The organism is Paractinoplanes ferrugineus, from assembly GCF_016862195.1.
GTDB classification, from domain to species: Bacteria; Actinomycetota; Actinomycetes; order Mycobacteriales; family Micromonosporaceae; genus Actinoplanes; species Actinoplanes ferrugineus.
In genome coordinates, this window is the sequence record NZ_BOMM01000032.1 from 78525 (window position 1) to 93059 (window position 14535).

The following is a 14535-nucleotide window of genomic DNA, read 5'->3' on the forward strand; positions in this document are numbered from 1 at the left end:
GTGATCGTGAGCGACATGCCCCCGAAGCTGGCCGAGATCGTCGAGGAGTTCGCCTCCGCCCCGCGCGAGGTCGTGCTGGAGATGCTTCTCGAGTTCGCCGACGCGATGCCGCCCGTGCCCGCCGACCTGGCCGGGCACGACGGCATGGAGCAGGTGCCGGAGTGCCAGACCCAGTTCTTCCTCAAGGCGACGGTCCGGCCCGACGACACCGTCGAGGTGTGGTTCGACTGTCCGCCCGAGGCCCCCACCACCAGGGCCTTCGCCGGCATTCTGGCCGAGGGACTGCAGGGCGCGACCGCCGCGGAGATCCTCGCCGTGCCGGACGACCTCTATGCCCGGATGGGCCTCGCCAACGCCATCAGCCCGCTGCGCATCCGGGGCGGCTCGGCCATCCTCGCCCGCCTCAAGCGGCAAGTCTCGGTTGGAGCCGGCTAGTGCACATCCAGGTCTGGTCCGACGTCGTCTGCCCGTGGTGCTACCTCGGCAAGATCCGCCTCGAGAAGGCGATCGCCTCCTTCGAGGGCGACGTGACCGTCACCTACCGGGCCTACCAGCTCGACCCGTCGCCGGTGCCGTGGCCCATGCCGATCAAGGAGGCGATGGCGGCCAAGGTCGGCGGCCGGGAGCGGGCCGAGGAGATGCTCGCCCACGTCACCTCGATCGCGGCCGGCGACGGCATCCGCCTCGACTACGACCGGGCGGTCGCGGCCAACACGTTCGACAGCCACCGGCTGATCGCGTGGGCGGCCGGCCAGGAGCGGCAGGCCGACATGCTGGCGGCGCTCCAACGGGCCTACTTCGTCGACGGCGCCGACATCGGCTCGCGGCCGATCCTCGCCGCGGTGGCCGGCTCGATCGGCCTCGATCGCGACGCCGCGCTGGCCTACCTGAAGTCCGAGGCCGGCCGGGACGCGGTCGACACCGACCTGGCCGAGGCCCGCGAGCTCGGCATCACCAGCGTCCCGAGTTTCGTGATCGACGGCAAATACGCGGTGCAGGGCGCCCAGGAGCCGGCCGCCCTGCTCGCCGCCCTGGAGGAGATCGCCCGCCGCGAAGCCGTCGACATCGATCGATGATGTTTCACGTGGAACGAGATCGACACTCCTAGATCTGATTGGCCAGACCCTCGATGACCTGAGCCCCGGGCAGGGCCCCGAGCGCCGGACCGGCCACCGCGATCTTGCTGTGCCGCACGCCGGAACCCACGATCACGTGTGGGGTGGCGGCGACCCGGCTGTCGACCAGGATGGGCCAGTCGGCGGGCAGGCCGATCGGGGTGATGCCGCCATATTCCATGCCGGTCAGGGCGACCGCGTCGGCCATCGGGGCGAAACTGCATTTGCGCACGTCGAGGTGCTTACGGACGACGCCGTTGACGTCGGCTCGGGTGGTGGCCAGGACGATGCAGGCCGCGTACTTGGTGGCGCCGTCACGTTTGCCCGCCACGATCACGCAGTTGGCCGAGACCTCCAGCCCCACCTCGTACGCCGCGCAGAAGGCGGCGGTGTCGGCGAGGGTCGCGTCGATCGGGGCGACCAGCACCTGGTCGCCGTCGATCGGCGCCTCCACCGGCCACACCGCGAGCGCCTTGGCGACCGGCGCGGCCAGCAGGTCGGGGCGGGACTGGGCGGGTTCGAGCTGCAGGGTTCCCATCACGCCCGCAATACTCGCTCAATACTTCTCGGCCAGGTAGCCCCGCCACGTCCGGGTCCCGGCCGGGGTCGCGTCGGTGGTCTGCCCGCCGGCCCGCATCGCCCGCGACATCTTGCCGGGGAAGCTGAGCCGCCAGATCGGCCGCCTCTTGCCGCGGGCGGCCAGCCAGGTGCGGGCCAGCTCGTCGAAGGTCAGCACCTGCGGTCCGGCGTACTCCGTCGTCTCGCCCGCGGCGGGCCGAGCGATCAGCTCGGCGATCCGGTCGGCCACGTCCTCGACCGCCACCGGCTGGAGCTTCCACGCCGGGTCGACGAGCACCGGTCCGGCCTTGCCGAGCATCGACAGCATCGTCTCGGCGAAGTCGTGGAACTGGGCGGCCCGCAGGATCGTGTACGGGACACCACTCGCCCGGACGACCTCCTCGGTGTCGAGTTTCGCTCGGTAGTAGGCGTACGGCACGCGATCGATGCCGTTGATCGACACGTAGAGCACGTGCCCGACACCGACCTTGCGGGCCGCCGCCAGCAGCAGCCGGGTGCCCTCGACGTCGGTCTGCCGCGGGCGGCCGGGCGACGAGGCGAGGTGCACGATCACGTCCACGTCGCGTACCGCCTCGTCCAGACCTTCGCCCGTCCGCAGATCGGCCGTCACCCAGCCGTCCCGCGCCGAGCGGGTCATCGGCCGCACCGCGTACCCCTGCTTGACCAACCGCGGGGTCACCGCGGATCCCAGCGTTCCGCTCGCCCCGGTGACCAACACCTTGATGTTCTCGCTCATGCCAACGGGACGATCGGCGCATCGGGAAGGTGACGTGTCCCCGGTCACCCGAGATCCTCAGCCGGGACCGAATCTTGCCGACTCTCAACTGATGTGGAAGAACGACGTGCAGGCCGCATCGGGACCGTGAGTGGTCTCGCCCTGCTCGGTGGCGGAACCGCGGTAGCGGCCGTCGCCGGGGGAGCCCATTCGGTCTTCGCGACCGTGCTGCTCGGCCTGCTTGCCCTTGGCGTCGGCCATTCCCTGCTGGTCGAGATCCGCCGGCAGGCCCACCGGCAGGTCCGCCGCTGGGCGCGCACCGACACGATCAACGCGGTCCTGCTCGGTTGCTGGGCCGAGCTCGCCCTGATCATGTCGATCCTCGAGGCCGGGCAGCCGACCCCGGTGCGCATCGTCAACGCGGCGCTGGCCGCGGCGTACGGCGGAAGTTGCGTCTATTTCGTCCATGAGCGCAGGCGGATCATCCGGGCCCTGCCCCGCGTGCCCCGGCCGGCTCCGCCGGCCGAACCGGAGACCGAATCGGAGATCATCTCAGTGCGCGGCGCCGCCTAGGTTTGATCTACTGTCCGCCGTGCGTCGTCGATCTCTGCTCCTCATACCCGCGGCCGGTGTCCTGAGCGCCTGCACGTCACGTGCTGGCGGCATCCCGCCCTTCGCCGACACGCAGCGCGAGGCGGTCGCTGACGACTACCGCTGGTTCGAACCGGAGCCGGAGTTCGGGCAGGGCTACTGCTTCACCTGGGTGCGTGGCCGCACGCCGCCGCAGGTGATCGAGCAGCTCGGCGGCCAGGAGCTGGAGCGGATCAGCTGGCCGCAGCTGGTCGACTCCGGGGACGGCCAGCAGGGGCCGCTCTACCGTTATTTCATCGGCATCGCCCGGGTCGACGACTGGTCGCTGATCGTCGAGGACAACGGCGATCTGGGGGTGACCGACCAGCTCGTCGGCCCGCTGTCGGCCGGCACCACAGTGGTGGCGAACCACCGCGGCCCCGACGGTCACGGCCGGTTCCTGCAGCTCGAGGACCAACGGGTGCTGCTCGATTTCGACCCGCGGGCGCCGAAGACCATCACGCCGGAAATGGCGGCTGCCGGTTTCGCCGCCGGGATCGACGGCGCGACGGCGATGGCGGCGACCCTTGCCCTGGCCGAACGGCTTACCGGCAAACTGATGAGCCGGCAGCTGCTCATCGAGCGAACCTACCTGCTGACCAGCGTGCCGCTGGATCGTAAGAATCAATAGCCGTTTGGTTGTTGCATGACCACCATCCTTACGGCCAATATCCACTCGTGACGATGCGCACCTCCGAGCTGCTCAGCATCGGTGAGGCCGCGATCCTGCTGCGTTCTTCGCGGCAGCACGTGGTCGACCTCTGCTCGCGCGGACTGCTGCCGTACGTTCCGGTCGGCCGGCAACCCCGGGTGCGCCGCTCGGACGTCGAGGCCCTGATCCGCCCCGCGCTGACCCGCGAGCAACTCGAGCAACTCTGGTTGCACCAGGCGATCGCCGGAAAATTCGTGTCGAATCCCGACGCCCTGCTGGCCGCCGCCGAGATCAACCTGCGCCGGCTGCGTCGACTGCACCCCGAGGGCCGCGCATGGGAGTGGCTCGATCGCTGGCAGGTCGTGCTCGAGGGCGGCGCCGAGGCGGTGCTGGACGCCCTGACATCGTCCTCGGAATACGCGGTCGAGCTCCGCAGCACGTCACCGTTCGCCGGCATCCTGTCCGAGTCCGAACGCCGCACGGTGCTCACCGCCCTGGCCGAGAGCAGGCACGATCGGGCCCGGCCGATGCCGCAGGAGAAGCTCGAACGGGTCCTTCGGGCCGTGTGAGTCTTCCATCACAAACTTATAAAAGCATCTTATGAAGATGACTTCCCCGGGCGGATAGTGGACCGGTTCAACCCCGGTCGCCACACCCCGGGAGGTCTCCGATGGCGATCATCACCCCCCACTCCAACACCGCCATCAAGCTGGCCGGCCTGCTTCAAGCCGTGCTCCAGGTCCCGATGCCGGTGCGGATCCGCGCCTGGGACGGCTCGATGGCCGGCCCCAGCGACGCACCAGTCCTCATCATTCGCAACCGGCGGGCCCTGCGCCGCATCCTCTGGCGGCCCAACGAACTGGGCCTGGCCCGCGCGTACGTGGCCGGCGAGATCGACGTCGAAGGCGACCTCTACGACGTCCTGAACCGCCTCGCCGGGCTGCTCTGGCGCTCGCCTGACATCCGCGACCTGCCGTTCCACACCGTCGCCGGCGACCTGCTGCGGCTCGGCGTGCTCGGCACCCAGCCCAAGCCGCCACCCGAGGAGATGCAGGTCAGCGGCGGGCGGCACAGCCGCCACCGGGACCGGCAGGCGGTCAGCCAGCACTACGACGTGGGCAACGACTTCTACCGGCTCGTGCTCGGCGAGAGCATGGTCTACTCCTGCGCCTACTGGACGTCCGACGACCCCGGTTACGGCCTCGCCGACGCGCAGCGCGACAAGCTCGACCTGATCTGCCGCAAACTCGACCTCCAACCGGGCGAGCGCCTGCTCGACGTCGGCTGCGGCTGGGGGAGCCTGGCCATCCACGCGGCCCGCGAATACGGCGTCCGGGTCCTCGGCATCACGCTCTCCACCGAGCAGGCCGAATTCGCCCGCAAGCAGGTGGCCGACGCCGGTCTCGCCGACCGGGTGGAGATCCGCGTGCAGGACTACCGCGACCTCGACGACGGCCCGTTCGACGCGATCTCCAGCGTCGGCATGGCCGAGCACGTCGGCACCGCGCCCTACCTGGGATACGCGAAGATCCTGTTCACCCAGCTCAAGCCGGGTGGGCGACTGCTCAATCACCAGATCGCCCGGCTGCACCTGCCGCCTTCGGCGCCGCATCAGGCGCGCTCCTTCATCGACGCCTACGTCTTCCCCGACGGTGAGTTGGCCCCGGTGGGCACAACGGTCACGCTCCTGGAGGAGGCCGGATTTGAGGTACGGGATGTGCACGCGCTCCGTGAGCACTACGCGAAGACGCTGCGCGCGTGGGTGGCCAACCTCGAGGCCGAGTGGCCCACCGCGGTGCGTCTGACCAGCCCGGGCCGGGCGCGGGTGTGGCGTCTCTACATGGCCGCCTCGGCTCTCGCCTTCGAGCAGGCCCAGATCGGCGTCAACCAGGTGCTCGCCGTGCGCACCCACCGCAACGGCGACGGTGAGATGCCCGCCACACGAGCGGGGTACGCGGTCTGACCGAAGTCCGCCGTGATGCTCGATCACCTGCATTGATGGGGCATCACGGCTCACCCGCGAGTGTCCAATTCGGCCGGTGAGTTGCGGTATACCGCCCGATAAGTCGGCAAGTTATCCACAGCCCCCGAGCGGCTTTGAGCTTGTCCGGTTAGCCTGCGACTCGTGAGCGAACGAAAACGGGCCGCCGCCGTGATCGTGCGTGACGGCCGAGTGCTGATGGTGCACGAGCGAAGCCGACGATCCGGTGGCGGTGAATGGTGGACCCTGCCGGGCGGTGGCATCGAACCGGGTGAGACCGCCGAGGAGGCCCTGCGCCGCGAGGTCTTCGAGGAGACGGGTCTGATCGTGAGCAAGGCCCGCCACATCCTCGAGATGCCCTATCCGTCGGGCATGACGTCGGTCTACGCGGTCACCGTGATCGAGGGCTCGGAGCCCCGCCTCGGCCACGACGACGGGGTCGGCCCCGAGCCGCTGGGCCTCGACTGGCTGCCGGCCCCCGAGCTCCCGACGGAGCATCAAGGCGTTCCGGTGCCACCACTGATCGTCGTTGTGCCCGCTTAGCGGCCCTTTGTGACGACCGGACGACCGGAGAAGGACCGAACCGTCGCCGACTCGGTCCGATGGGCCCCGACCACCCTTGACACGTCTTCAGTAACCTCTGGCAGCGGTGGATGAAGATACTCAGGGGCAGGTGGGACAGGAGTGGCGGTCGGCATCCTTGGGACAGGTTCGTACGTCCCGCAGCGAGTTGTGACCAATGTGGACCTGAACCTCCTGGTCCCCGACGCGGACCCGGAATGGGTGGCGCGCAAGACCCTGATCGAGGCTCGTCGCTTCGCCGCCCCGCACGAGGCCGCCTCCGACCTGGCCGCCCAGGCCGCGCGTGCGGCTCTGGCCCAGGCCGGCGTGGCCGCCGCCGAGATCGACTACATCGTGCTCGCCACGTCGACCGGCGATTCCCCGCAGCCGCCCACGTCGAACCTGGTGCAGAACCGGATCGGCGCCAACCGAGCCGCCTGCTTCGACCTGAACGCGGTGTGCTCCGGCTGGATCTTCGCGCTGAGCGTGGCGAACGGGCTGGTGGCCGCCAACCCCGGCGCACTCGTCCTGGTGCTCGCCACCGACATCTATTCGCGCATCCTCGACTTCACCGACCGCCGCACAGCTGTCCTGTTCGGTGACGGCGCCGGTGCGGCGGTCGTGGGCGCGGTGCCCGACGGTTTCGGCATCATCGACCTCGACCTGCGGTCCCAGGGCGATTCGAGCGACCTGATCTACGTCAAGGGCGGCGGCAGCCGGCACCCGTTGACCGCGGACCGCCTGGCGGCCGGCGACCAGTACTTCCGGATGAACGGCCGAGGCGTCCGGGACTTCGTCGCGGCCGAGGTCCCACCGGCCCTGGAGGCCCTGCTGACCAGGGCCGGCCTGAAGGCCACGGACGTCGACCACTTCGTCCCCCACCAGGCGAACGGCATCATGCTCCAGGAGTTGGTGGCCGCCGCCGGCTTCGAGAACGCCCACACCCACCTGACGCTGCCGAACTACGGCAACATGGGCAGCGCCTCGGTGCCGGTCACGCTGGACCACGCAAACCGCTCCGGCGCCCTCAAGCGAGGCGATCTGCTCTTGCTGGCCGGCTTCGGCGGCGGCATGTCCATGGGCGCCGCCCTGATCCGCTGGAGCAACTAGAGCTGAACAGCACACAGCCCCGGTCGCCGTCAGGCAGCCGGGGCAGTTTTTTGCCCTCCACAGCTGTGGACAGCGAGATCGCGCTCGGCAGGCCCACAATCCGCCGCCCACCCGACCGTTGTGCACAGGGTATGCACAGGGCTACCCACAGCATTCGGCGAGATGTCCACAGGTTGTCCCGAACCTTGTCCACCGTCACCTTTGACCAGGTCAGCGACATGCTCCGAAAACCGGCACCGGCAGTGACAAGGTCGTGGTGAGAGTCCCCCGCCGCCCTCGAGTCCAGACAACTTCCGGCACCGAGCAAGACCATAGGAGAGCAGTGGCAACAGTAGACCCCGACCCGGGGACCCAGCCGAGACCGACGACCGACGCCGAGCACCGGCCCTTCAGCCAACCGGCAGCGTGGATGCCGTGGCTGACCTTGACCGTCTCGATCGTCGTACCGATCGGTGTGGCGCTCATCAACAAGTTCATGTGACGTGCTGCGCCCGCTGACCTATCAAGTCGCCAAGCAGCAGCGGGTCACCGGCCGGCCGCGACCTCGCGAGAATGACGACTCCTGATGAGCGCGAGCCTGATCAAGTCGCATGGCGCGGCGCGCACTTCTTCGCGACGACGCTGATCACGAACCACGCTGGAGACCTACGTGGATTTCTGGCCCCGCCCGGGGCGTGCTGCGAGCCGCCACCGATCGACGCGGACCTTGCTGAGTGTTCCACACAGTTCAGAGCGATTTTTGTGGAGCCTAGGGGACTTGAACCCCTAACCCCCGCCTTGCAAAGGCGGTGCTCTGCCAGTTGAGCTAAGGCCCCGACTTCCGGCGGTTCGATTATCGCAGATCTGGCGCGGTGGTCGCCTCGTGCCAGAGGGCCCGCTCGTCGCTTGACGCTTTGACCTTCTTGACGACCAGGGCAGCAGCCCCAACGATGCCGGCAACAATCAGGAGCTTCTTGAGCACAGCTGATCCCCTAACGAGAGGGCAGATAGGGCCTACACCGGACGATGGGTTGCTGCGTGACTTGAGCAGTGACGCAACCACCGCACCGCGGGGGTTTCCGGGGGCTTGGCCCCTGGAGCAGATATAACGGTTGACCCCGGCTCGCGCCTTCCGCGAGCGGGGGCCATCCAGTCAACCGTGGGGCTAGCTGGAATCGAACCAGCGACCTCAGAGTTATCAGCTCTGCGCTCTAACCGACTGAGCTATAGCCCCGTGCGACTTGGGAAGATTACCGCACTGGGCCGTGGGCCACCAAAACGGGGGTGGCCCACAACCCGCGGGACTTCTAGTCGCGCTCGGCGAGGGTCAGCTCGACGCCGCCGACCAGGTCGGCACAGACGTTGTAGATGAATGCGCCGAGGGTGGCGAGGGCGGTGAACAGGACCACGTTGACCGCGCCGATCAGCATCGACGTGCCGATGACGCCCCACGCGGTGATGCGGAATCCGCCGCTGGACGAGGCATCGGTGCCGCCGCTGGCGCTCACCAGCTCCTTGAGGCTGTTGTTGACCTCGGTCCAGACGCCCATGGCGTCGAGAGCGAGGTAGAGCACCGAGGTGGCGACGACCACGACGATGAACAGCACCACGGAGACGGCGAACGAGAACTTCATGACGGACCAGGGGTCGATCCGCTTGAGGTTCAGCCGGGCCCGGCGCGGGCCTCGAGAGGCCGCGCCGGTGACGGTGGTGCGGGCCGACCGAACTGCCTCGCTGACGCGGGCCGCGCCGACGGCGGCGCTTCCGGTGGTCGCGCCAGGACCGTTCGGTCGCTGCTTGTTGGCACCGGTGGTCGACCCCGGCTGGCTGGGGGTTCCCGGCCCGGGTGCGCCGGGGGCACCGGCCGGCCGCTGCGGGGCGGCAGTGGCCGGACGCGCCTGGGACGTGTTGCCCGGGACAGCGCCTTTGCCCTTGGTGACGACGGGCACGGTCGCGGAACCCTTGGCCACCGAGGGGCCACCGGGTCGTTTCGCGTCCGACGATCCGTCTTTGTCGGCGGTCGGCTCACCCGGGGGCGGGGCCATGCCCGGCGCCCGGGTGAACTTCGGCGAGGACGAGGCCTCGGCGGGGGGCGCGGTGCGTGCCGCGGCATCGCGCCCGTTCGCTGCGGCGCCGTCTTTCTTGGCCGCCCCGTCCGGCGTCGACGAGCTCCCCGAGGCTCCCGACTTCGCCTGTGTCTCCGGCATCAACTAGTCCTGTTCGTCAGGCTCGTCGGCATTGCGAGCAAGCGCCACGATGGTTACACCTTCTGGGAGGTCCATCAGCTTGACCCCCATTGTGTTCCGATCCCTCGTGCGCCGTACAGGCTTCACGGGAGTCCGGATGACACCACCATTGCTGGTGATGGCAAATAGTTCATCCTCCGGGCTGATCACCAGGGCGCCCACCAGACCACCACGACGCTCCGTGATCTTCGCGGTCAGAACGCCCTTGCCACCCCGGCCCTGCACGGGATACTCCTCGATCGGCGTCCGCTTTGCATACCCACCGTTAGTGGCGACCAACACATCCATGCCTTCACGAACAACTTCCATCGCAAGAAGCTCATCGTTCTCACCGAAGCGCATGCCGATGACGCCCGACGTGGCCCGGCCCATGGGGCGAAGCGCCTCGTCAGTGGCGTTGAAGCGAATGGCCTGAGCCTTCTTGGAAACCAGCAGCAAGTCGTTCTCCGATGCTGCCAGGGCGGCGCCCACCAACTCGTCATCCTCCCGCAGGTTGATGGCGATGATGCCACCGGTGCGGTTGGAGTCAAATTCCTCGAGCCGGGTCTTCTTCACGAGCCCATTCTTAGTGGCGAGCACAAGGTAGGGCGCGACACCGTAGTTAGGGATCTGAATGACCTGCGCGATGTGCTCGTCCGGCTGGAAGGCGAGCAGGTTGGCGACGTGCTGTCCCTTCGCGACCCGAGCAGCTTCGGGTAGTTCGTAGGCCTTTGCCCGATAGACCCGGCCCTTGTTGGTGAAGAACAGGATCCAGTCGTGGGTCGAGATGACGAAAAAGTGCGAGACGATGTCGTCCTGCCGCAGCGTGGCGCCGCTCACGCCCTTGCCGCCGCGCTTCTGCGACCGGTACAAATCCGTCTTGGTGCGCTTCGCGTAACCGGTCCGTGTGATCGTCACCACAACGTCCTCGCGCGCGATGAGGTCCTCCATGGAGACCTCGCCGTCGAACGGGATAATCTGCGTCTTTCGGTCATCGCCGAACTTCGCCACGATCTCGGCGAGCTCCTCGGAGATGATCGCCCGCTGCCGCTCCGGCTTGGCGAGGATGTCCTTGAGGTCGGCGATCTCGATCTCGATCTTCGCGAGCTCGTCGATGATCTTCTGCCGCTCGAGGGCCGCAAGGCGCCGCAGCTGCATGTCGAGGATCGCGCCGGCCTGGATCTCGTCGACGTCGAGCAGCTGCATGAGGCCCTGACGCGAGTCCTCGACCGTCGGCGAACGCCGGATCAGGGCGATCACTTCGTCGAGCATGTCGAGGGCCTTGACCAGGCCGCGCAGGATGTGGGCCCGCTCCTCGGCCTTGCGCAGGCGGTAGGCGGTGCGCCGCCGGATGACGTCGATCTGGTGATCGACGTAATGGCGGATGAACTGGGCCAGGTTGAGCGTGCGCGGCACGCCGTCGACCAGGGCCAGCATGTTGGCGCCGAACGTCTCCTGCAGCTGGGTGTGCTTGTACAGGTTGTTCAGCACGACCTTGGCGACCGCGTCGCGCTTCAAGACCAGGATCAGGCGCATTCCGGTACGCCCGGAGGACTCGTCCCGGATGTCCGCGATGCCGGTGAGCTTGCCCTCCTTGACCAGCTCGGCCACCCGCTCGGCGAGGTTGTCCGGGTTCACCTGGTAGGGCAGCTCGGTGACGACCAGGCACGGCCGGCCCCGGGCGTCCTCCTCGACCTCGACGACGGCGCGCATCCGGATCGAGCCGCGACCGGTGCGGTAGGCGTCCTGGATGGCCTGCTGGCCGACGATCAGGCCCCGGGTCGGGAAGTCGGGGCCCTTGACGATCTCCAGAACCGCTTCGAGCGTGGTGGCCTCGTCGGCCTCCGGCTGGTCCAGGTACCACTGCACCGCGCCGGCGATCTCACGGAGGTTGTGCGGCGGGATCTTGGTGGCCATGCCGACCGCGATGCCCTCGGAGCCGTTGACCAGCAGGTTGGGGAACCGGGCCGGCAGGATCGTCGGCTCCTGGGTACGCCCGTCGTAGTTGTCCTGCATGTCGACGGTGTCCTCGTCGATGTCCCGCAGCATCTCCATGGCCAGCGGCGACAGCTTCGACTCGGTGTACCGCATGGCGGCCGGCGGGTCGTTACCCGGCGAGCCGAAGTTGCCGTTGCCGTCGATCAGCGGGTAGCGCAGCGACCACGGCTGACCCATCCGCACCAGGGCGTCGTAGATCGACGAGTCACCGTGCGGGTGGTAGTTGCCCATCACGTCGCCGACCACGCGGGCGCACTTCACGTAGCCCCGGTCGGGCCGGAACCCGGAGTCGTACATCGCGTAAAGGATCTTGCGGTGCACCGGCTTCAGGCCGTCCCGCACGTCGGGGAGCGCCCGGCCCACGATCACGCTCATCGCGTAGTCGAGGTACGACCGCTGCATCTCGACTTCGAGGCCGACCGGCTCGACTCGCTGGGTCACACCGCCGCCGGCTTCTGCTGGGGATTCGTCGCCGGCGGGGGGTTCGGGAGTGTCAGTCACTGTTTACCCTTACTCAAGGTGAAACCAGACAAGTACGACTAAAGTACGCATCTTGCTGTGGATAACGTTGTGGAAAGCGGCTATACGCTGTGGATAGTGCGGGGGACAACGGACATCCGCTGTTTCCCCCGCACTGCCTCAGATGTCGAGGAACCGCACGTCCTTGGCGTTGCGCTGGATGAACGAACGCCGCGCTTCGACGTCCTCACCCATCAGGACGCTGAACAGCTCGTCGGCCGTGGCGGCGTCATCGAGCGTCACCTGACGCAGGGTGCGCGTCCCGGGGTCCATCGTCGTGTCCCACAGCTCGTGGAAGTTCATCTCGCCGAGACCCTTGAACCGCTGGATGTCGTCGGGCTTGGCGTTCGCCTTCTTCTGCTGGCGCAGCTCGATCAGCCCATCCCGCTCCCGGTCGGAGTAGGCGTACTGCGCGTCGTCGCCCCGCTTGTTCCATTTGATCTTGTAAAGCGGAGGGGCCGCCAGATAGACGTGGCCCTGCTCGACCAGCGGCCGCATGAAGCGGAACAGCAGGGTCAGCAGCAGCGTCTGGATGTGCTGGCCGTCGACGTCCGCGTCGGCCATCAGCACGATCTTGTGATAGCGCAGCTTGGCGATGTCGAAGTCGTCGTGGATGCCGGTGCCCAGCGCGGTGATCAGCGACTGGACCTCGTTGTTCTTCAGCACCCGGTCGATGCGGGCCTTCTCCACGTTGAGGATCTTGCCGCGGATCGGCAGGATCGCCTGGATCTGGCTGTCGCGGCCCTGTTTGGCCGAGCCGCCGGCGGAGTCGCCCTCGACGATGAACAGCTCGGAGACCCGCGGGTCGGTCGACTGGCAGTCGGCCAGCTTGCCCGGCATCGAACCGGACTCCAGCAGCGACTTGCGGCGGGCCAGCTTGCGGGCCTGCTGCGCGGCGATGCGAGCGCGGGCGGCCTGGTCGGCCTTGGTGATGATGGTCTTCGCGTCGGCCGGGTTGCGGTCGAACCAGTCGGCGATCTGCTCGTTGGCGACCCGCTGCACGAAGCTCTTCATGTCGGTGTTGCCGAGCTTGGTCTTGGTCTGACCCTCGAACTGCGGGTTCTGCAGCTTCACCGAGATGATCGCGGCGAGCCCCTCGCGGATGTCCTCACCGGAGAGGTTCTGGTCGCCCTTGAGCAGCTTCTTCTCTTTGCCGTACCGGTTGACGATGCCGGTCAGCGCGGCCCGGAAGCCCTCCTCGTGGGTGCCACCCTCGTGGGTGTTGATCGAGTTGGCGAAGGTGTAGACCGACTCGCCGTACGACTCGTTCCACTGCATCGCGATCTCGACGGCCATGCCCTCTTCGACCGACTCGGAGCCGAAGTCGATGACCGTCTTGTGGATCGGGCTCTTGGTGTTGTTCAGGTGCCGTACGAAGTCGGAGATGCCGTCCTCGTACATGAACGTGACCTTGCGGTGGTTGCCCTCTTCGTCGACCGAGCGCAGGTCGGTGAAGTTGATCGTCAGCGCCTTGTTGAGGAACGCGTATTCCTGGAGGCGGCGATAGATCGTCTGGAAGTCGTACTCGGTCGTCTCGAAGATCGTCGGGTCGGGCCAGAACTGCACCATCGAGCCGGTCCTCGTGGTCGACTCGCCCTTGATCAGCTCGGTCGGCTTGGAGGCGTGGTAGTCCTGACGCCAGACAAAGCCGCTCTTGTGGATCTCGACGTGCATCTTGGTGGACAGCGCGTTGACGACCGAGACACCGACGCCGTGCAGACCACCGGAGACCTTGTAGGCCGCACCGTCGAACTTGCCGCCCGCGTGCAGGATGGTCAGCGCGACCTCGACGCCCGGCTTCTTCAGCTTGGGGTGCAGGTCGACCGGGAAACCACGGCCGTTGTCGGTGACCGAGACGCCACCGTCGGCCAGCAGGACCACGTCGACCGTGTCGCAGTAGCCGGCCATCGCCTCGTCGACGGCGTTGTCCACAACCTCCCAGACCAGGTGGTGAAGGCCACGCTCGCCGGTGGAACCGATGTACATGCCGGGACGCTTGCGAACTGCCTCGAGGCCTTCGAGCACGGTGATTGAATCCGCACCGTACTCCTGCTTCTTGTCTGCCACCCTCGGCCACTTTCTCGCGCTTGGCCTCGTCAGAGGCCCCGCAGCGGGGTTGGCGGACCGCGCGGCGGACAGCCGGCGGCACAGCGGGCCACAGATGAGAACCCGCGAGGAGGAGCGGACCACCGGTGGAACCGTGCTCGCCGGTCGCCGCGGCTGGCCCGCGGATCGTGATCGGCTGGGAAAAACCGCATAGCGTGACGACGCAAATCGTCTGCACTACTTTTCCCGGTCGAGTTCGATTCTACTCCGCCGAAGCGAGTTCGCGAGGGTCCGGCACCCCGTCCGGGTGCCTCAGATTGCCGTAGCGCCATCGGAGCCGCCACCCACGTCTCCCCCTACACGGAAGAGGCGGCCGCCGCAATGGCAGTTATTTGGCCGTCGATCGCAACCGCGCGCCTGCCGGG

General features: G+C 67.8%; 15 protein-coding genes and 2 tRNA genes. 9 read left to right on the forward strand and 8 right to left on the reverse strand.

The annotated features are described in order from the left end of the window. The first annotated feature begins 6 nt into the window (after window positions 1-6). Together Afe05nite_RS18120 and Afe05nite_RS18125 are read left to right on the forward strand one after the other, a co-directional pair. Window positions 7-435 carry a SufE family protein gene (locus tag Afe05nite_RS18120; protein WP_203818300.1) on the forward strand — a complete coding sequence of 143 codons (429 nt, stop codon included), beginning with the start codon at window positions 7-9 and terminating at the stop codon, window positions 433-435. After that, window positions 435-1076, forward strand: a complete 642-nt coding sequence (locus Afe05nite_RS18125; protein WP_203818301.1) for a DsbA family oxidoreductase — start codon at window positions 435-437, stop codon at window positions 1074-1076. Before Afe05nite_RS18120 ends, Afe05nite_RS18125 begins: the two co-directional genes overlap by 1 nt. A gap of 28 nt (window positions 1077-1104) precedes the next feature. Here the strand turns inward: Afe05nite_RS18125 and Afe05nite_RS18130 are convergent, their stop codons facing one another. Both Afe05nite_RS18130 and Afe05nite_RS18135 read right to left on the reverse strand, forming a co-directional pair. After that, window positions 1105-1653, reverse strand: a complete 549-nt coding sequence (locus Afe05nite_RS18130) for a YbaK/EbsC family protein (protein WP_203818332.1) — start codon at window positions 1651-1653, stop codon at window positions 1105-1107. A gap of 18 nt (window positions 1654-1671) precedes the next feature. Beyond that, window positions 1672-2430 carry an SDR family oxidoreductase gene (locus tag Afe05nite_RS18135; RefSeq protein WP_239117928.1) on the reverse strand — a complete coding sequence of 253 codons (759 nt, stop codon included), beginning with the start codon at window positions 2428-2430 and terminating at the stop codon, window positions 1672-1674. Between the two features lie 126 nt (window positions 2431-2556). Between Afe05nite_RS18135 and Afe05nite_RS18140 the strand changes: the two genes are divergently transcribed. The 7 genes from Afe05nite_RS18140 to Afe05nite_RS18170 all read left to right on the forward strand — a co-directional run bounded on the left by Afe05nite_RS18140 (window position 2557) and on the right by Afe05nite_RS18170 (window position 7824). Then, window positions 2557-2982 (forward strand): hypothetical protein, encoded by a 426-nt coding sequence (locus tag Afe05nite_RS18140; RefSeq protein ID WP_239117929.1) that lies wholly within the window; start codon window positions 2557-2559, stop codon window positions 2980-2982. 19 nt (window positions 2983-3001) lie between these two features. Continuing rightward, a complete protein-coding gene (locus Afe05nite_RS18145; RefSeq protein WP_203818303.1) occupies window positions 3002-3670 on the forward strand; it encodes a DUF6461 domain-containing protein in 669 nt (222 codons plus the stop codon). Between the two features lie 53 nt (window positions 3671-3723). After that, window positions 3724-4260 carry a helix-turn-helix domain-containing protein gene (locus tag Afe05nite_RS18150; RefSeq protein ID WP_203818334.1) on the forward strand — a complete coding sequence of 179 codons (537 nt, stop codon included), beginning with the start codon at window positions 3724-3726 and terminating at the stop codon, window positions 4258-4260. Between the two features lie 101 nt (window positions 4261-4361). After that, complete coding sequence (locus Afe05nite_RS18155; RefSeq protein WP_203818304.1) at window positions 4362-5654, forward strand: class I SAM-dependent methyltransferase; 1293 nt, start codon at window positions 4362-4364, stop codon at window positions 5652-5654. Window positions 5655-5816: 162 nt separating this feature from the next. Next, on the forward strand, window positions 5817-6215 hold the full coding sequence (locus Afe05nite_RS18160) for an NUDIX domain-containing protein (RefSeq protein WP_203818305.1): 399 nt from the start codon (window positions 5817-5819) through the stop codon (window positions 6213-6215). A gap of 141 nt (window positions 6216-6356) precedes the next feature. Next, entirely contained in the window at window positions 6357-7343 is a 987-nt protein-coding gene (locus Afe05nite_RS18165) for a 3-oxoacyl-ACP synthase III family protein (protein ID WP_203818306.1), read from the forward strand. A 322-nt stretch (window positions 7344-7665) separates the two neighbouring features. Then, window positions 7666-7824, forward strand: coding sequence for a hypothetical protein (locus tag Afe05nite_RS18170; protein WP_203818307.1), 159 nt, complete (start codon window positions 7666-7668; stop codon window positions 7822-7824). Between the two features lie 261 nt (window positions 7825-8085). Here Afe05nite_RS18170 and Afe05nite_RS18175 read toward each other — a convergent pair. The 6 genes from Afe05nite_RS18175 to gyrB all read right to left on the reverse strand — a co-directional run bounded on the left by Afe05nite_RS18175 (window position 8086) and on the right by gyrB (window position 14131). Beyond that, window positions 8086-8158, reverse strand: a tRNA-Ala gene (locus Afe05nite_RS18175). 17 nt (window positions 8159-8175) lie between these two features. Continuing rightward, window positions 8176-8304 carry a DLW-39 family protein gene (locus tag Afe05nite_RS43860; RefSeq protein ID WP_239117931.1) on the reverse strand — a complete coding sequence of 43 codons (129 nt, stop codon included), beginning with the start codon at window positions 8302-8304 and terminating at the stop codon, window positions 8176-8178. Between the two features lie 178 nt (window positions 8305-8482). Next, window positions 8483-8556 (reverse strand) — tRNA-Ile (locus Afe05nite_RS18180). A gap of 73 nt (window positions 8557-8629) precedes the next feature. Continuing rightward, the gene (locus Afe05nite_RS18185) at window positions 8630-9529 is read right to left on the reverse strand and encodes a DUF3566 domain-containing protein (protein WP_203818308.1); all 900 of its coding nucleotides are present in this window, start codon (window positions 9527-9529) and stop codon (window positions 8630-8632) included. 3 nt (window positions 9530-9532) lie between these two features. Continuing rightward, window positions 9533-12046 (reverse strand): DNA gyrase subunit A, encoded by a 2514-nt coding sequence (gene gyrA / locus Afe05nite_RS18190; protein WP_203818309.1) that lies wholly within the window; start codon window positions 12044-12046, stop codon window positions 9533-9535. 138 nt (window positions 12047-12184) lie between these two features. Continuing rightward, window positions 12185-14131: a DNA topoisomerase (ATP-hydrolyzing) subunit B gene (gene gyrB, locus Afe05nite_RS18195; protein ID WP_203818310.1), complete on the reverse strand. Its 1947-nt coding sequence runs from the start codon at window positions 14129-14131 to the stop codon at window positions 12185-12187. Between the last annotated feature and the right edge of the window lie 404 nt (window positions 14132-14535).

Excerpts from the sequence above, each read along its gene's own strand:
- Afe05nite_RS18130 (WP_203818332.1), bottom strand. The coding sequence starts at position 1,653 with ATGGGAACCCTGCAGCTCGAACCCGCCCAGTCCCGCCCCGACCTGCTG.
- Afe05nite_RS18155 (WP_203818304.1), top strand. The coding sequence starts at position 4,362 with ATGGCGATCATCACCCCCCACTCCAACACCGCCATCAAGCTGGCCGGC.
- Afe05nite_RS18150 (WP_203818334.1), top strand. The coding sequence starts at position 3,724 with ATGCGCACCTCCGAGCTGCTCAGCATCGGTGAGGCCGCGATCCTGCTG.
- Afe05nite_RS18185 (WP_203818308.1), bottom strand. The coding sequence starts at position 9,529 with ATGCCGGAGACACAGGCGAAGTCGGGAGCCTCGGGGAGCTCGTCGACG.
- Afe05nite_RS18135 (WP_239117928.1), bottom strand. The coding sequence starts at position 2,430 with ATGAGCGAGAACATCAAGGTGTTGGTCACCGGGGCGAGCGGAACGCTG.